This window comes from Anoxybacillus sp. ST70, assembly GCF_019553625.1.
Lineage (GTDB): Bacteria > Bacillota > Bacilli > Bacillales > Anoxybacillaceae > Anoxybacillus > Anoxybacillus gonensis.
On the sequence record NZ_JAHZOF010000001.1, the window covers coordinates 453050 to 467471 of the forward strand.

Consider the following 14422-nt stretch of genomic DNA (forward strand, 5'->3'; position numbering starts at 1 on the left):
TTCCCACTCATTCTTTCTCTACGAACTGCTTTACTTCTTCTTCCGAAAGATCCGTAACGTTTGCAATATCTTTTACGCTCATCCCTTTTTTCGCCATCGTTTGTACAAGACGCTTCATTCCTTGTTTTATTCCTTGCTCCACTCCTTCTTCTCTTCCCTTTTCTAACGCCTTTTGTTCATACGAAATAATTAATTCCATCACTTGTTCTTTTTCTTTCGTCTCCATTTCATTCACCTCGCTTCGTAGTCTTCGTTCTTCTTCATCGGATAATTTTACATATGTTTCAAAAAAGCCAAACAGCAATCGTTGTTTCGCTTCGTCTAACTCCAACCGGACAAGCATACGTAAAAATTGTTTTTTCAGTTCTACTCGTTCACTTTCAGTATATCCCATTTTGCTTAGCAGTGCAGCGGCAATAGGGTTATCATTTCGAACGTAATTTCGCCAGTTTTGTTTGCGAAGTTCCAAAGTGAAAAAGCGAAAGTCTAGCACGTGGCCAAATGGAAATTGGAGGGTAAATGTCGATGGTTCGTCGCGGATCGTATCGTAGCTAAATACGGCAATAGGTACGATGGGTTTACGGTACTTTTCAAACAAACGGCTAAAATAAATAAACATCCGTTCTGGAAATGATGGTTGAACGTAGCTTTGATTTTCGATATGCACAATCACAAGCCCGTCTTCGCCTTTCAGCTTCGTTTCGACAAGCAAATCGACGCGGTACTTCTCCCCTGCCGTCACATCGGTGAACAGCTCCTCGGATAAAAACGACAAATGGTGAAAGTCGATATGCTCGTGCATGGCTGGGAAAAAGAGAACAATAAACTCCTCAAAAAACGTTTGGATCAACTCTTTAAACAGACGATCGTGGTCAATGGACATATAGTCACCTCGCATACAATCGTTTCGATGTTTTTATTCGACAACATCGACTATTTTCCTGCATGTGATGTTCACATCTCTTCCCTAAAAAAGCCGTAAACCCATACGGATTTACGGCTTCTTTTACGCATTTAATGCCGCTTCTTCCTCATCGCGCAAGTTGTGCGCAAGGCGACCAGAGGCGCTTGCGGCAACGCTTGCGACTAAGTCGTCTAAAAACGTATGCACACCTTTGCCACGTTTCGTATCAAGCTGTTTAATGATTCCTACTTTATTTTTGTCAAGATGTCCAAACGTTGTCACTGCAATGCTTCCGTATCCGAGAACCGCTCCTAATGCCAACGTTTCATCGACGCCAAACAGCCCTTCATCCGTTTCGACAATCGTTTGAAGCGGCTGTGACAACATGCCGTTTTCTGCAAGTTTATCAAGCTCAATACCAACTAAAATCGCATGTTGTACTTCGCGTTTTTGTAACACTTTTTCTACGCTTTCAATACATTCTGCCATCGTTAAATTTTTATTGTACGGACTTTGCATTTCATATACAATCTCAGCAATCGCTGGAATCGTCACACCACGTTCCGTTAATAGTTGCAACGTTCTTTCATACACTTCTTGACTAGATACGCGCTTCATTCCTCATCCTCCTCTCGTTCTCTCATTAGGTTATCAATTTTATCAAAATCATAGAATAATGGTAAAGATTTTAATAAAATTGTTTATCCGTCCACGTCGTTTAAACGACATGTACTCGGATCGGGTGTAACCCCACACCCGCTATCCCATTGGCAAACGCCTTTGGGAATACTTTTCTCATAATGTTGTATGCCCCATTGACATCTGCGTGGATAAGCGTTCCGTTTTCAGATTGAAACAGCCCGCGCTTGATTCGTTTTCCTTTGTATTGTTTTTGTTTCTTCATTTCTTCCATGTCTAAAAAACTGCATTTCGATGTGTAGCTTTCTTCTGTCACGACGACACGAATCCCATGCTGTACCGCTTTGTACTGCAACTGATGAAGAAACGTTTGATACGGAATGTGAACGAACGCTTGATTTGTGCGCTTTCCGAGATGGACTTCACGCTTCCAATCTTTATTCATCCCCACCACAATCGTATCGCAGTCTAAAGACAACGCATGTTTGATGACAAAGGCACTCGCTTGGTGCATAAAGTTTTCTACGATGCGATTTCGTTTCTCTGTCATTTTGCTCATTCGTTTTGTCCAATCGAGTCCATTCATCTGTTTCGCTACTTTGCGATAGTGGCTCATTTGTTTGTTATAGTATTGATTGGCGGATTTTAGACCTTTACCATTGATGACGATCGGTTGTTTCCCCACATTGTTCACAATGGTTGCAAAGTTATCTAAACCCAAATCAATACTGATATATCTGTTATGATCTTGTTTTTGCGGCGGAATAGGGATTTTGTAAACAACTTCGACGATGATATGGCGGTGTTTTGGAACGAATCGGACTTGTTGAAGCTTCCCTTTCATGTTTGTCTTTAACCGAAACCCTTGAAAGCAGGCAGGAAACGTGATGTGTTCATCGACGACTTTGCATGATTGATTCGTTAGCACAAGTACATACCGTCCGTCTTTTTTGAGATATTTGGGCGGTTTCGGTCTGCCTGTATATTTGTCTTTGTTTTTTGCCCAATCTTTCATCGATTTAAAAAATGATTGCCAATTTTGATGGAGCATTCTTAACGTTTGTTGGGCACATTGAGCCATTGGCATCGCTCGATAGTCTGCATCCATCCCTTCTGTTTTCAGCAGCTTGTCTAGCTTGTTGTAAGAAAGATACATGCCTTGTTGAAAAAACGTTTGCCTCACTTGATAGTTGGCGAAGTTGTACAAGTTTTTTGACCGAAAACAATACTCGTCGATCATCGGATAATACGGATGAGTGGCGCAAATCATATGCCTTTCCACTCGATTCGCCATCATGATCGTTGTTCACCTCGCTCTCTCTTTTACTATACATGTTCATCAGAGAGCCATGCAATAAGATGTAAAGATAATCACGAAAGAAGTGGGATCTCAAATATATTTTATCAAAATGTTTAATATATTTTTACGATTGAATGAAAAAACAGAACCATATCACGCAACGACAAAAAATGCAGAAATGTGGTACGATAAGAAAGAACAACGTCGAAAAAGGATGGGAGAACATGCAAGAGTTAACACTTCACAGCCAATATTTAGACGAGGAACTATCGTTACCTGTATATTGCTCTAAACCTGTCACGCCGCTTTATAAACATCTCGTCATCATCGCACAAGATGGACAAGATTATTTTATGTTCGGAAAAATCGCACGCGTCATCGATGAGCTTGGCATACGTGCTGTCGTCATCGGCGTGCCTTATCGCAACGTGTCAGATCGCTATGAGAAATATCATCCGAACGGAAAAAAACGGGAAGCATACATGCGCTTTCTTGCGAACGAACTGGCGCCGCTCGTTGATGAACATTTTTCGACATATCAAATGGGTACAACGCGCATTCTCGTTGGCGATTCGCTCGCAGGCACCGTTTCGCTTCTTACTGCGATGACATATCCACATACGTTTGGCAAAGTTGTCATGCAGTCGCCATATGTGAACGATGATGTGATGGCGCACGTACAATCATTTACGGACTGGCATTTGCTTGCGCTTTATCATTCCGTCGGTAAACAAGAGACAGACGTAAAAACGACAGACGGAATGGTGCGCAACTTCATTGAACCGAATCGCGCCCTTTCGCACGTTCTCGGAACGAAACAAAGCCGCTATCATTATGACGAGTTTGACGGCGACCATTCTTGGACATACTGGCAACCAAATTTGCCAATCGGATTAAAAAAAGTGATTGAAATGTAACAGTATTTTCCGAAAATTTGTTATAATATATAAGTATAATGACGAAAGGAGGAAGGTCGCATGAAATGTGGTATCGCGATTTTTCCATCAAAAAAAATTCAAGATTTTGCGAATTCGTATCGCAAACGGTACGACTCTCATTACGCCCTCATTCCGCCACATATTACGCTAAAATATGCGTTTGACGTGGAGGAAGACAAGCTCAATGAGCTCGTTCAACAACTTCGCGACATCGCGCGCGAAACAGAACCGTTTCCGTTGCGCGTCACAAAATTTAGTTCGTTTTATCCGGTCAATAACGTCATTTATTTAAAAGTGGAAAAAACAGAGCCACTCGCTCAGCTGCATGAAAAATTGCATCGTCCGCCGTTTGTTGAACAAACAGACTATGCGTTCGTGCCGCATATTACGATCGCACGCAACTTGTCAAACGACGAATATTCGGACGTATTCGGCCGCTTCAAGATGCAGTCTGTCTACTTTGAAGAACAAGTCGACCGCTTCCATTTACTATATCAACTTGAAAACGGATCGTGGTCAGCATACGAAACATTTCATCTTGGAAAGGAATAACCACATGTACGTCAAACGAGGACAAGACGAAGCGCTTTGGCACGATGCCCTTTTTGTTCGCCGCGCCGTCTTTATTGACGAACAAGGGGTATCGGAAGAAGAAGAAATTGACGCATTCGAGCGTGAATCGGTTCATTTCGTCATATACGATGACGATCAACCGATTGCCGCAGGACGTTTTCGTACAATCGATGACGTCGGGAAAATCGAACGCATTTGCGTCCTTCCAGCATATCGCGGACGCGGCATCGGCAAACGGATCATGGAAGCGATCGAACAATATGCTTCACAACACGTCACAAAGGTGAAACTAAACGCCCAAACACATGCCGAACCGTTTTACAAGCAGCTCGGCTACGAAACGGTATCGGACGTCTTTCTGGACGCGGGCATTCCACATGTGACGATGGTAAAAAACATGCGATCATAACGGTCGCATGTTTTTTTTTACACTCGACATACTAACAAAAGAAGCTACATACGAAAGGATATCGTTATGAACGAATTTGGACAAATTGCGGTCGAATTAGTTGTCGGTTATATCGCCTTATTTATTATGGCGAAAATACTTGGGCGAACACAAATTACGCAAATTACACCGTTTGACTTTATTTCTGCCCTCGTTCTCGGGGAACTTGTCGGCAACGGTTTATACGATGCAGAAGTCGGACTCTCGAAAGTATTGTTTGCGATTGGACTATGGGGACTGCTCATTTACACGACGGAGATGATTACACAAAAGAAAAAAGAACTTCGCGAGTTGTTAGAAGGAAAACCGGTCATTGTCATTTCGAAAGGAAAAATTTTGTATGAAGCGTTAAAAAAAACGAAGCTCGACCTAAACCAACTGCAACATTTGCTTCGCGCCCGCAACGTCTTTTCCGTTCGCGAAGTGGAATACGCCATTTTAGAAACAGACGGCACAGTGAGCGTCATGAAAAAAGCCCCGTTCGAGCAGCCGACGCGGCAAGATCATCACATGTCTGCATCGGAAGCGACATTGCCTGTGACGGTCATTATCGACGGGGAAGTCATTTGGGACAATTTACAAGAGAACGGTTGGGACGAACAATGGTTAAAAAAACATATTCGCCACGCTGGTTTTGAAAACTATAACGATATTTTATACGCCGAATGGCAAGACGGAAAAGGGATGCACGTCCAAGCATATTAGCGTTTTTTCATGGAACGATCTTGAGGTCGTTTTTTCTTTTGTGACGTTTGTTCTTTTTTGTCGTTTGTTGCTCGTTGGATGTTTGTCACGCGCGGAACAGTTAACGGATGTGAACGAATCGGTGGGATGTGCATACAAATCGCCTCCTTTGTCTATTTATTCGCCACCCATAAAAAAACTCCTTTTCTCTTATTGTATGATTTGTTAACATAGACGTTGACGTTAGACGAAGGAGTTTGACCGATGAATAAAGCACGATATAACGGTAAGCTATTTGATATTCATACGTTAGCGCGAGAAAAATATGAGCTCGTGTATGAACAAAGTTTACGAAACAAATGGACGTGTCCGATGTGCGGTGGAGTCGTTCGCTTTCATTTAGCGATTGAACATGCCCCGCACTTTTATCATGTTTCTGACCCTTGCATCCGAGAAGAACGAAAACGAGCGAATATCATCGCCATTCAGCCAACCGAACCGTTTCAAGCGAAAGAAAAAAAACAAATGACCGTATGCGGCGTGTCGCTTGATGTCGAGCAGTATGAAGCCGTTCGCCGCATCGAAGGTCCCCTTCTTGTGCTTGCGGGGGCTGGCAGCGGAAAGACGCGCACGTTAACGACGCGCGCCGCTGCCATGATGGCAACTCATCACATCAAAGCGGCAAACATGATGATCGTCACCTTTACGACAAAAGCCGCGAAAGAACTGACGGAAAGACTTCATGCATACAACCTTGATGCGTTGCCGACTATCGGAACGTTTCATAGCTTATTTTATCGCATGTTACAACATGCCGATCCGTTTCGTTGGCGTCATGAGCGGCTCATTCGCGACTGGCAAAAAGAACGGATGATGAAAGAAATCGGTCGCGACATCGGCATCGATGAACGCGATTTTCCGTATGATGAAGCGATGCAGCGCATTTCGTATTGGAAAAATACGCTCACCTCACTCGATCATATCGCCATTGAAAACGAATGGGACGAGCGCGTCGTACAGTTGTACGTGCAATATGAAGAAAAAAAACGGCAGCTCGATGTATTTGATTTTGATGATATGTTATATGCGTGCTATGACATGTTGCGAACAGATGAAAAACGATTGAAACAATATCACGAACGGTTTCATTATTTTCTCATCGATGAATTTCAAGACATTAACAACGTGCAATACGAAACGATGAAACTGCTCGCCTCACATACGCATCACATTTGCGCAGTTAGCGATGACGACCAATCCATTTATGCGTTTCGCGGCTCAGATTCATCGTTTATTCACGAATTTCAAAAAGATTTTCCAAATACAACAATTGTGAAGCTAACGGAAAACTATCGCTCGCCGCATCCGATCGTCTCGCTTGCTAATCGCATCATTTCGAAAAGTCGCACGCGCATTCCGAAACAAATGAACGCCCAAACAGATAGCGGACATATGCCGATCTGTTTTTTTCCGTACGATGAAGAAGAAGAAGCGACGATGATCGCATGCGACATCGTCGAACGGCTACAAGAAGGCGCAAAACCGAGCGATATTGCGATTTTATGCCGGACAAACGCTTCAGGACGCGCCGTCTTTGAACGGCTTTCACAACTTCGTTTGCCTGTCACAACAGATGCGGACTCGTTTTACAATCGTCGCATCGTGCGCTACTTATTAAGCTTTTTTCAATTAAGCATCAATCCGAACGACGAACAGGCGCTTGCTGATGTCGTCACCGTATTGTTTTTAAAACAGACGGTCATAAACGACGTCAAAGCGATCTCGATTTTACAAGACTGTTCGCTCGTCGAAGCGCTTGCCAAACTCGATGGCATTCCACCGTTTCAACAACAAAAATTGCGCGCGATCGCTCCGCTCTTTGCGAAAGTAAAAGAAATGAAACCGCTCGAAGCGATCGACTTTATCGAAAAAGACATGGGCTTTGGCGACTTTTTAAAAAAGCGCGGAAACGAAGGAAATGCGATCGAAAAAGGATCAGATGATGTGCGCGACATGAAAGTCGTCGCGCGAAAATTTAAGACGATTCAAGCGTTTCTTTCTCACGTCGAGCGCGTCAAAACGTATGCGAGCAAAACGTGCGACGACGGTATTCAACTCATGACGATTCATCGCTCGAAAGGGTTAGAGTTTCCAATCGTATATATCATTGGAGCAGTAGACGGACTGTTGCCGCACGATTATGCGCTTGAGGCGTATCGAAATGGAGATGTCGCTCCGCTTGAAGAAGAACGCCGCCTTCTTTACGTTGCGATCACACGCGCAAAAGAGCGCCTCTTTATTTCCGTTCCGTCCATGCGCCGCTTAAAAAAAGCAAACACCTCCCGCTTGCTTTCTTTTCTCGAAATAAAAGCGAAAAGCCTCGTATAAGACTTTTCGCTTTTTCGTTATTTTTTATTTAACATGTTCGCAATCGTGTTAAAATCGATTTGTTTTCCGTTGTTGACGATCGATTGCACAATTTTATCTTCCAATTCTTTTGGCACGTTGCGATTCGCAATTTGTGCGACGCGTTTGACGATGCCGCGCACCGTTTTTTCGTCTTTAAAATTGGCGTTTTGTAATGAATTGGCGAGCGCAAAAATATCTTGCATATTCACGCCCGTTTTCTTCTCGATATTTTTAAAAAAATGTTGATCCATCTTCCTCCGCCTCCTTCATTTTTCTTTTTCAGCATATGAAAAACAAAAAAAAAACGTTCCAAAGGTTTGATCCTTTGGAACGCCTCTTCTTAGTGAACGAACGCTGCACCAACAATAATCAATAAGATGAACAACACAACGATTAACACGAATGTTGAACCGTATCCGCCGCCGTAGCCGTAGCCACCGTAACCATATCCGCAATATCCGAAGCCCATGAGACTCCACCTCCTTCAACGTTTTCGCTTACATCATATGCACCGAATTTCATTTGGTATGGGCGCTTTAGCGAAAATGATGAAACATGCGCGCAAACTGTTTTTCTTTTTTCGCAAAAAACGCCTCGGCATCGCTCATGTTCGCTTGAAACTGTTGAAATAGGGCATCATTTATTTTTTCTAATTTATTTAACGTCGCTTCCATGTCTTTTCCCCACGTTTCAAACGCCTTCATAAGCGCATCGTGCTTTTCATGTTTTGCCCGCGCATATGATTGCAGTTCTTTTTCGAATTTGTTCATCGCCTCTTCCCCCCTTTGCTTTTTCATACGTAAAAAACAGAAACGTGTGCTAAAATAAAAGACGAAATGAAAAGAAAGGACGTGTCATATGGAACGACTACAAAACACACAACAATTTGAACAGGCGATCGCCTCCAGCACGCCGGTTGTCGTTAAATTTTTTACAACATGGTGCCCAGATTGCGTGCGCATGGATCAATTTATCGATGAAGTCATTGCGGCGTACCCGCAATTTATGTGGTATGACATCAATCGCGACGATGTGCCAGACATCGCAGAAACGTACAACGTCATGGGCATTCCAAGCTTACTTGTATTCCAAAACGGGGAAAAAATCGCTCACTTACATAGCGCCAATGCCAAAACGCGCGAACAAGTCGAGGAGTTTCTTCAAACAATCAGCTAATTTGGCTGATTGTTTGAATTCCCCACACGAAAAAGCCACGTGCGTGCCGTGGCTTAAGTTAAAAACGGTTGTAGTTTTTGAATAAGTTGTTGCATTTGTTTCGCTTGTTGTTCATACATTTGTTTTGCTTTCGGATCGTTTGTTTGCAAGGCGAATAGTTCAAAGTCGGCTTCTGCTTTTTTCATCGATGCAAGCAATAGTTGTTTTTGTTGTGGCGCTGGTACTTGAATGCGGTCGTCATACAAATCGACAGTAAGCTGACCGTACGAATCGACTTGCGCTAAAAAAACGTTTTCGACAGCAACCCCCATTTGATCGAGCTGTTGCTTTAACCATCCGCGGTTTAGGCGGGCTGTCGCAAGCGGTTCGTCTAAAATTTTTCCGTCCATAATGACCGTTTGTGGCTCTTTTTCCTCTGGAACGTACGATTGTACGTCTCCAATCGTCAGCGGCTGTTTGTCACGCTTTAGCAAAATGCTTAAATCACCGTTTGCCTCAAGCGTCGCAAATTCGACATCCGCGACGCGAAACACATCTTTTTTCCGCAGTTGCTCAAGCAGTTCGTCGGCTGTATATTTTTCTTTTTTCAAATTGTCCTCTAAAATTTTTCCGTCTTTAATAAATACGGTCGAGTTGCCTTCGACGAAGTCGCGAAATTTTTTACTTCGCAACGAAATGATCGAAATAGCAACAGGGAAAAGCGACCAAATTAAAATGCTTGTGATTCCTTCAGTTAGTCGAATATCTAAATCCATCGACATCGATCCGGCAATATCCCCGATCGTAATGCCGACGATATATTCAAAAAACGACAATTTGGATAATTGCTTTTTTCCTAATAATTTTGTAATGACAAATAGGCCGATTAAAATGCAAATCGAACGAATCGCCACTTCTAACCATGCTGGCATGTTTACATCCCCTTATATTGCGGCTCCTCGCGCTCAAGCGTCGAGATACGCCCTTTCAGCGCCGCAATCATTTGTTCCGTCTGTAACATCGCTTCATGAAACGTACGCTGCGCCTCCTCGTTCGTTGAAGTAAGCGCAAGCTCTTGCAACGTCGCATGAATCGCTTTCATATTCGCTAAACTTTGTTTCACTTGTGAACCAATCGTCATCTCCATCTATCCTTTCGGTTTAAATAATAATGCTCCGATAAAACCGAACACGATGGCGGCAGAAATGCCGGCGCTCGTCACTTCAAACATGCCCGTCAACACCCCGACGATGCCATGCTTTTCCGCCTCTTGCATCGCCCCGTGTACGAGCGCATTCCCGAAACTTGTAATCGGAATCGTTGCCCCTGCACCTGCAAAATCAATAAGCGGCTCGTACAACCCAAATCCGTCTAAAATCGCTCCAGCAACAACGAGCGCGCTTAACGTATGAGCAGGCGTCAACTTAAACACATCAAACATCACTTGCCCGATAACGCAAATAAGCCCTCCGACGACAAATGCCCAAAAAAACATCGCCATCATCGATCATCGCCTCCATACTCAATCGCTACTGCATGCGCAATGCACGGAATCGTTTCCCCTTGTTGAAACGTGAGCGGTGATAAAAGCGCCCCTGTCGCAACGACAAGCATTCGCTTTATTTCCCCTCGCTTCATGCGATGTAACAAATGACCGTACACGACTGTCGCCGAACACCCTGCCCCGCTTCCTCCCGACAACACCGGCTGCCCTTCTCGATAAATGAGTAATCCGCAATCTTGATACCGCTCTTCTTCAAGCTCCATCCCGTTTTTCCGCAACAGATCAAGGGAAACGGTGCGCCCGATTTTTCCTAAATCGCCTGTAACGATGAGATCGTAATACGACGGATCGATTCCCATATCGCGAACGTGCGCCTCAATCGTATCGACCGCCGCTGGTGCCATCGCCCCACCCATATTAAACGGGTCTGTCAATCCCATGTCGACGACTCTCCCAATCGTTGCCGACGTAATGCGCGGTCCATCTCCTTCTTTTCCGACGAGCGCCACCCCTGCCCCTGTCACCGTCCATTGCGCTGTCGGCGGCTTTTGTCCACCGTATTCGGTCGGATAGCGAAACTGTTTTTCAACCGCCGCGTTATGGCTAGCGGCGCCTGTTAATATGTACTTCGCCCCACCGTAATTGACGATAAATGCACTTAAAGCGAGCGCTTCCATCGACGTCGAGCAGGCGCCAAATACGCCTAAATACGGAGTGCTGAGCGTGCGGGCGGCAAAGCTTGAAGGGGTCATTTGATTAATTAAATCTCCTGCAATAATAAACTGCACTTGTTCTTTTTCGATGCGCGCTTTTTTCATCGCTTGAAAAAACGCTTCTTCAAATAGCACTTTATGCGCTTTTTCATACGAATCTTCTCCAAGCCAAAGATCTTCATGCAACAAGTCAAAATCATCGGCAATCTTTCCGTTCGCTTCAAACGGTCCACCGACCGTTGCGGTAGCGACGATGACCGGACGGTTTTCAAACACCCATGTGCGATGCCCTTTCATCATCCGAGCCCACCCCATTTCACCGCAATCGTTTTAATGAGCGCCACGACAAACGCAGAAAACGTACCGAACAAAATGACGGAACCGGCTAGCTTAAACATATTGCCGCCAACGCCAAGCACAAACCCTTCCGTCCGATGTTCAATGGCTGCTGAAATGACAGCATTGCCAAATCCGGTGACAGGCACAGCGCTTCCTGCCCCTGCAAATTGCGCCAATCGGTCGTACACACCAAACCCGGTTAACAACATGGCGATAAATACCATCGTCGCCACCGTCGGATTGCCGACCGTTTTTTCCGTAAAGTCGAAAAAATACATGTAAAAATACGAAATGGCTTGTCCGATGGTACAAATCAAACCTCCGACAAAAAAGGCGCGCACACAGTTTTTCAACACCGGACGCTTCGTTTCACGCGCTTGTTCAAATTGATGATACTCTTGTTGAACGGGCGTTAAATTTTTCCGTTTTTCATTCGCCATCCTCTCACCTCGCTACGTTTGTTCTTCACTTAATTTTTGAATGACTGTCATTTCTTTTTCGATTTCTTTTTCGCTTATGTTTTTCGTTTCGATTTTTTCTTTTAACGCTTTCGTTTTCCAAAAAATTTTCAAATCGTGCGATGCGATCACTTTTTCGCGAAATTGTTCATTCAGCGCTTTTCCTACCTCTTTTTCAATTTGTTTCATGCGAAAGCGATGCAAATGTTTCACTTGATATGCGACAAGCAGCCGCCCGTTCGCTTCGACGGCAACCGCATCTTTGACATCTTGCCTCTCCTTTAACATATCAACCGCCCGTTTTGCCTGTTGTTGATCGCTTCGTTTCGCGCTTCCGTCATGGCTGACGTTTGTCATGTTTTCTTGTTGAAGCGACTGTTGTTGTTCTTTTTGTTCATGCGCACAACTTATAAGAAAAAACATACTCATAAGTACAAACCATTTTTTCATGGCGTTCACCTTTCTATTCATGTAACGAAAGGGCGTCCCGATTGGACACCCAAATGACTTATTGTTTATATTGCGGCTCTTCTTGTTCAATTTCTTGCAAGCGTGGGGCAACTAAATCGACGATCGCTTGCGTTTGTTGCGCTGCTTGTTGATACAATTGTTTTGCCTTTTCATTTTCCGTTTGCAAGGCGAACGTTTCAAAACTTGCCTGCGCTGATTTCAACCCCGCTAACGTTTGCTTTACAGAACTTGCAACAGTCATATAAAAACCTCCTTCGTTTTTTCATCACATAGCATGCGCTGATCCGAAAAAGTTATACAAAAAAAATAGCCCCCGAAGGAGCTAACGTTTATCGCGAAATCCGTTCCCAAGCGACGGATTATTTAAAATACCTGCCATGACTAAAATGCTTAAAAACGCATTCCATAATTGCTCGTATTTCCCTAAATCTAAATCAATGCCAAACGTCTGTAATAAAAGCGGGATAAATGAACCGATCGCTAACCATAGCCCGTAATTTTTAAAACGCTCCATCTTTTTCCCCTCCCCGCTATTGTTTTAATTTCTTTCCGCATCCGCAACCGCCTGTTTTTTTCACAGGAGCAGGTGACGATGTGTATACTTTCGTTGTTTGTGTTCCACCGAGGACAATCGGTTTTTTCTTTTCCATAGCAAACCCTCCACACATGTAAGATACAATAGCATATGAAAAAGATGGAGCGAACGACTATGCGTTTTCCCTATTTCTTTTTTTCTGCAAATGAAAATGGCGTCGAAAGCGGCAGTTGTACACCTTGCTTTAACGCTTGTTGGCGTTTGACCGTATGCATAAACCATGAATCCGTCCCTTGCCCGAATAGCTGTTTCGTTAATTGTTCTAGCTGTTTTTTTAGTTCCTCGTTTTCTTTTCTTAATCGTTTAATTTCTTCATAACGTTGTTCGCTTAACGCCGCCAATTCTTTTAACAACACGTTTTCTGCCCGCAATACGTCTATTTCTTGCATATCCCTCCTCCTTTCTACTACATAACAATTCGAAAACGTCGCGATTTATGACAAAAAAATTCCGCACATATCCCTGCACACTTACCTACCTTTCTCATACTATACAGTAGTCCCGATACATGCGACGGGAAAAACTGAAATAGGAGGAACGAGGCATGACGCATCATAAAGAGCGTAAAGAAAAAGTGTGTATTAAAACACGCAAAGTGTATGACTGGGTTACTCGTCAAGTCGATGTGCCGTTGCGTAGTTTTTCAAACGGGGATTTGGAGACGATCTTTCCTGAAAGCAAATGTCCACGCCACGGGCAAACGGTTTGTGACTTTTTCGCATCGAATGGCTTAAGCGCTGGCGATTTCTCGATTCGCTGCTTTTTAACTGACGATGAAGGAAACCGCATTGATCAAACCATTGACAACAACGCGTTAATTTGCCAAGAAATTTTACAGCCAAACGGCCGTCAACCGGTGCACGTCACACTTCCATCCGGAGATACAGTCACATTGCAAAAAGTAAAAGCACTTGTGAAAGGTCACGTCGTCGTGCAAGTCGTTAATGCGAACGGCCACGTCGTTTGCGAGTCAAACCCAATTCCGTTTGCGACAGCACAAACATTTATTTTATGCGCACCAGAAGGAACGACGCTCGACTGCCACATTTCGTTTTTCGAATGTGACGCAAGCTTAATTTGCACTGACAACTTCTCACAGCTTGATGTATCGATTACATTATGCTTAGAAGTGCAAATGGAAGCAGACGTAAAAATCGAAGTCGAAGCACGCTTCTGCCAACCGCGCGAAGAAATTTTAGAAGCAACACTTTGCCCAACAGACAAATTCCCACCGCAATGCCCAGAAGTATTCCCAGCACATTAATGAATGAAAGGCTGTTGTCGTTCAGCAG

The 14422-nt window shown here is 44.0% G+C and carries 23 protein-coding genes; 7 read left to right on the forward strand and 16 right to left on the reverse strand.

The genetic code is table 11. From position 1 onward, the window contains the following. Positions 1–7 precede the first annotated feature (7 nt). The 3 genes from K1I43_RS02340 to K1I43_RS02350 all read right to left on the reverse strand — a co-directional run bounded on the left by K1I43_RS02340 (position 8) and on the right by K1I43_RS02350 (position 2840). The gene (locus K1I43_RS02340; RefSeq protein WP_019417665.1) at positions 8–883 is read right to left on the reverse strand and encodes an Rpn family recombination-promoting nuclease/putative transposase; all 876 of its coding nucleotides are present in this window, start codon (positions 881–883) and stop codon (positions 8–10) included. A gap of 123 nt (positions 884–1006) precedes the next feature. Further along, positions 1007–1522: a phosphatidylglycerophosphatase A family protein gene (locus K1I43_RS02345; RefSeq protein ID WP_009362761.1), complete on the reverse strand. Its 516-nt coding sequence runs from the start codon at positions 1520–1522 to the stop codon at positions 1007–1009. Positions 1523–1622: 100 nt separating this feature from the next. Beyond that, positions 1623–2840, reverse strand: coding sequence for an RNA-guided endonuclease InsQ/TnpB family protein (locus K1I43_RS02350; RefSeq protein WP_116052112.1), 1218 nt, complete (start codon positions 2838–2840; stop codon positions 1623–1625). A 227-nt stretch (positions 2841–3067) separates the two neighbouring features. Here K1I43_RS02350 and K1I43_RS02355 point away from each other — a divergent pair, with 227 nt between their 5' ends. The 4 genes from K1I43_RS02355 (at position 3068) to K1I43_RS02370 (ending at position 5507) form a co-directional block, all read left to right on the forward strand. Next, positions 3068–3760, forward strand: coding sequence for an alpha/beta hydrolase (locus K1I43_RS02355; protein WP_026011775.1), 693 nt, complete (start codon positions 3068–3070; stop codon positions 3758–3760). 60 nt (positions 3761–3820) lie between these two features. Continuing rightward, positions 3821–4333: a YjcG family protein gene (locus K1I43_RS02360; RefSeq protein ID WP_026011776.1), complete on the forward strand. Its 513-nt coding sequence runs from the start codon at positions 3821–3823 to the stop codon at positions 4331–4333. 4 nt (positions 4334–4337) lie between these two features. Further along, positions 4338–4763: a GNAT family N-acetyltransferase gene (locus tag K1I43_RS02365; RefSeq protein WP_009362135.1), complete on the forward strand. Its 426-nt coding sequence runs from the start codon at positions 4338–4340 to the stop codon at positions 4761–4763. A 66-nt stretch (positions 4764–4829) separates the two neighbouring features. Beyond that, a complete protein-coding gene (locus K1I43_RS02370; RefSeq protein WP_019418187.1) occupies positions 4830–5507 on the forward strand; it encodes a DUF421 domain-containing protein in 678 nt (225 codons plus the stop codon). Here K1I43_RS02370 and K1I43_RS02375 read toward each other — a convergent pair. Further along, on the reverse strand, positions 5504–5641 hold the full coding sequence (locus K1I43_RS02375) for a hypothetical protein (RefSeq protein ID WP_019418188.1): 138 nt from the start codon (positions 5639–5641) through the stop codon (positions 5504–5506). The two genes, K1I43_RS02370 and K1I43_RS02375, sit on opposite strands and share 4 nt — an antisense overlap. 109 nt (positions 5642–5750) lie before the next feature. On the opposite strand from K1I43_RS02375, the gene K1I43_RS02380 reads away from it, so the two are divergent. Beyond that, positions 5751–7874 carry an ATP-dependent helicase gene (locus tag K1I43_RS02380; protein WP_136260475.1) on the forward strand — a complete coding sequence of 708 codons (2124 nt, stop codon included), beginning with the start codon at positions 5751–5753 and terminating at the stop codon, positions 7872–7874. A 17-nt stretch (positions 7875–7891) separates the two neighbouring features. On the opposite strand, the gene spoVIF is transcribed toward K1I43_RS02380, so the two are convergent. The 3 genes from spoVIF to K1I43_RS02395 all read right to left on the reverse strand — a co-directional run bounded on the left by spoVIF (position 7892) and on the right by K1I43_RS02395 (position 8665). Continuing rightward, positions 7892–8146: a sporulation-specific transcription regulator SpoVIF gene (spoVIF, locus tag K1I43_RS02385; protein ID WP_009362139.1), complete on the reverse strand. Its 255-nt coding sequence runs from the start codon at positions 8144–8146 to the stop codon at positions 7892–7894. An 89-nt stretch (positions 8147–8235) separates the two neighbouring features. Beyond that, positions 8236–8364 carry a YjcZ family sporulation protein gene (locus K1I43_RS02390; protein ID WP_009362140.1) on the reverse strand — a complete coding sequence of 43 codons (129 nt, stop codon included), beginning with the start codon at positions 8362–8364 and terminating at the stop codon, positions 8236–8238. 67 nt (positions 8365–8431) lie between these two features. Next, positions 8432–8665, reverse strand: a complete 234-nt coding sequence (locus K1I43_RS02395; RefSeq protein ID WP_009362141.1) for a hypothetical protein — start codon at positions 8663–8665, stop codon at positions 8432–8434. Positions 8666–8753: 88 nt separating this feature from the next. Between K1I43_RS02395 and K1I43_RS02400 the strand changes: the two genes are divergently transcribed. Next, positions 8754–9071 carry a thioredoxin family protein gene (locus tag K1I43_RS02400; protein WP_136260474.1) on the forward strand — a complete coding sequence of 106 codons (318 nt, stop codon included), beginning with the start codon at positions 8754–8756 and terminating at the stop codon, positions 9069–9071. 53 nt (positions 9072–9124) lie between these two features. Here the strand turns inward: K1I43_RS02400 and K1I43_RS02405 are convergent, their stop codons facing one another. The 9 genes from K1I43_RS02405 to K1I43_RS02445 form a co-directional block, all read right to left on the reverse strand. Beyond that, positions 9125–9982, reverse strand: a complete 858-nt coding sequence (locus tag K1I43_RS02405; protein ID WP_136260473.1) for a DUF421 domain-containing protein — start codon at positions 9980–9982, stop codon at positions 9125–9127. Between the two features lie 2 nt (positions 9983–9984). Beyond that, a complete protein-coding gene (locus tag K1I43_RS02410; RefSeq protein WP_009362145.1) occupies positions 9985–10191 on the reverse strand; it encodes a DUF1657 domain-containing protein in 207 nt (68 codons plus the stop codon). A 6-nt stretch (positions 10192–10197) separates the two neighbouring features. Continuing rightward, entirely contained in the window at positions 10198–10554 is a 357-nt protein-coding gene (gene spoVAE, locus K1I43_RS02415) for a stage V sporulation protein AE (protein WP_012575626.1), read from the reverse strand. Next, on the reverse strand, positions 10551–11567 hold the full coding sequence (gene spoVAD, locus K1I43_RS02420; protein WP_041638727.1) for a stage V sporulation protein AD: 1017 nt from the start codon (positions 11565–11567) through the stop codon (positions 10551–10553). Before spoVAD ends, spoVAE begins: the two co-directional genes overlap by 4 nt. Then, on the reverse strand, positions 11564–12046 hold the full coding sequence (gene spoVAC, locus K1I43_RS02425) for a stage V sporulation protein AC (protein ID WP_009362148.1): 483 nt from the start codon (positions 12044–12046) through the stop codon (positions 11564–11566). The genes spoVAD and spoVAC overlap by 4 nt, the downstream gene beginning before the upstream one ends. A 12-nt stretch (positions 12047–12058) precedes the next feature. Beyond that, entirely contained in the window at positions 12059–12514 is a 456-nt protein-coding gene (locus K1I43_RS02430) for a YhcN/YlaJ family sporulation lipoprotein (protein ID WP_043964666.1), read from the reverse strand. A 58-nt stretch (positions 12515–12572) separates the two neighbouring features. Then, the gene (locus tag K1I43_RS02435; protein ID WP_009362150.1) at positions 12573–12776 is read right to left on the reverse strand and encodes a DUF1657 domain-containing protein; all 204 of its coding nucleotides are present in this window, start codon (positions 12774–12776) and stop codon (positions 12573–12575) included. Between the two features lie 81 nt (positions 12777–12857). Next, a complete protein-coding gene (locus tag K1I43_RS02440; protein ID WP_009362151.1) occupies positions 12858–13049 on the reverse strand; it encodes a phage holin family protein in 192 nt (63 codons plus the stop codon). A gap of 206 nt (positions 13050–13255) precedes the next feature. Next, a complete protein-coding gene (locus tag K1I43_RS02445) occupies positions 13256–13519 on the reverse strand; it encodes a spore coat protein regulator YlbO (protein WP_009362153.1) in 264 nt (87 codons plus the stop codon). A 155-nt stretch (positions 13520–13674) separates the two neighbouring features. On the opposite strand from K1I43_RS02445, the gene K1I43_RS02450 reads away from it, so the two are divergent. Beyond that, positions 13675–14394 (forward strand): BMQ_0737 family morphogenetic spore coat protein, encoded by a 720-nt coding sequence (locus K1I43_RS02450; RefSeq protein WP_043964664.1) that lies wholly within the window; start codon positions 13675–13677, stop codon positions 14392–14394. Positions 14395–14422 lie beyond the last annotated feature (28 nt).

Bases quoted from the DNA above. Each gene is read 5' to 3' on its own strand.
- K1I43_RS02340 (WP_019417665.1), bottom strand. From the start codon at position 883: ATGTCCATTGACCACGATCGTCTGTTTAAAGAGTTGATCCAAACGTTT.
- K1I43_RS02345 (WP_009362761.1), bottom strand. From the start codon at position 1,522: ATGAAGCGCGTATCTAGTCAAGAAGTGTATGAAAGAACGTTGCAACTA.
- K1I43_RS02350 (WP_116052112.1), bottom strand. From the start codon at position 2,840: ATGATGGCGAATCGAGTGGAAAGGCATATGATTTGCGCCACTCATCCG.
- K1I43_RS02355 (WP_026011775.1), top strand. From the start codon at position 3,068: ATGCAAGAGTTAACACTTCACAGCCAATATTTAGACGAGGAACTATCG.
- K1I43_RS02360 (WP_026011776.1), top strand. From the start codon at position 3,821: ATGAAATGTGGTATCGCGATTTTTCCATCAAAAAAAATTCAAGATTTT.
- K1I43_RS02365 (WP_009362135.1), top strand. From the start codon at position 4,338: ATGTACGTCAAACGAGGACAAGACGAAGCGCTTTGGCACGATGCCCTT.
- K1I43_RS02370 (WP_019418187.1), top strand. From the start codon at position 4,830: ATGAACGAATTTGGACAAATTGCGGTCGAATTAGTTGTCGGTTATATC.
- K1I43_RS02375 (WP_019418188.1), bottom strand. From the start codon at position 5,641: ATGCACATCCCACCGATTCGTTCACATCCGTTAACTGTTCCGCGCGTG.
- K1I43_RS02380 (WP_136260475.1), top strand. From the start codon at position 5,751: ATGAATAAAGCACGATATAACGGTAAGCTATTTGATATTCATACGTTA.
- spoVIF (WP_009362139.1), bottom strand. From the start codon at position 8,146: ATGGATCAACATTTTTTTAAAAATATCGAGAAGAAAACGGGCGTGAAT.
- K1I43_RS02390 (WP_009362140.1), bottom strand. From the start codon at position 8,364: ATGGGCTTCGGATATTGCGGATATGGTTACGGTGGCTACGGCTACGGC.
- K1I43_RS02395 (WP_009362141.1), bottom strand. From the start codon at position 8,665: ATGAACAAATTCGAAAAAGAACTGCAATCATATGCGCGGGCAAAACAT.
- K1I43_RS02400 (WP_136260474.1), top strand. From the start codon at position 8,754: ATGGAACGACTACAAAACACACAACAATTTGAACAGGCGATCGCCTCC.
- K1I43_RS02405 (WP_136260473.1), bottom strand. From the start codon at position 9,982: ATGCCAGCATGGTTAGAAGTGGCGATTCGTTCGATTTGCATTTTAATC.
- K1I43_RS02410 (WP_009362145.1), bottom strand. From the start codon at position 10,191: ATGACGATTGGTTCACAAGTGAAACAAAGTTTAGCGAATATGAAAGCG.
- spoVAE (WP_012575626.1), bottom strand. From the start codon at position 10,554: ATGATGGCGATGTTTTTTTGGGCATTTGTCGTCGGAGGGCTTATTTGC.
- spoVAD (WP_041638727.1), bottom strand. From the start codon at position 11,567: ATGATGAAAGGGCATCGCACATGGGTGTTTGAAAACCGTCCGGTCATC.
- spoVAC (WP_009362148.1), bottom strand. From the start codon at position 12,046: ATGGCGAATGAAAAACGGAAAAATTTAACGCCCGTTCAACAAGAGTAT.
- K1I43_RS02430 (WP_043964666.1), bottom strand. From the start codon at position 12,514: ATGAAAAAATGGTTTGTACTTATGAGTATGTTTTTTCTTATAAGTTGT.
- K1I43_RS02435 (WP_009362150.1), bottom strand. From the start codon at position 12,776: ATGACTGTTGCAAGTTCTGTAAAGCAAACGTTAGCGGGGTTGAAATCA.
- K1I43_RS02440 (WP_009362151.1), bottom strand. From the start codon at position 13,049: ATGGAGCGTTTTAAAAATTACGGGCTATGGTTAGCGATCGGTTCATTT.
- K1I43_RS02445 (WP_009362153.1), bottom strand. From the start codon at position 13,519: ATGCAAGAAATAGACGTATTGCGGGCAGAAAACGTGTTGTTAAAAGAA.
- K1I43_RS02450 (WP_043964664.1), top strand. From the start codon at position 13,675: ATGACGCATCATAAAGAGCGTAAAGAAAAAGTGTGTATTAAAACACGC.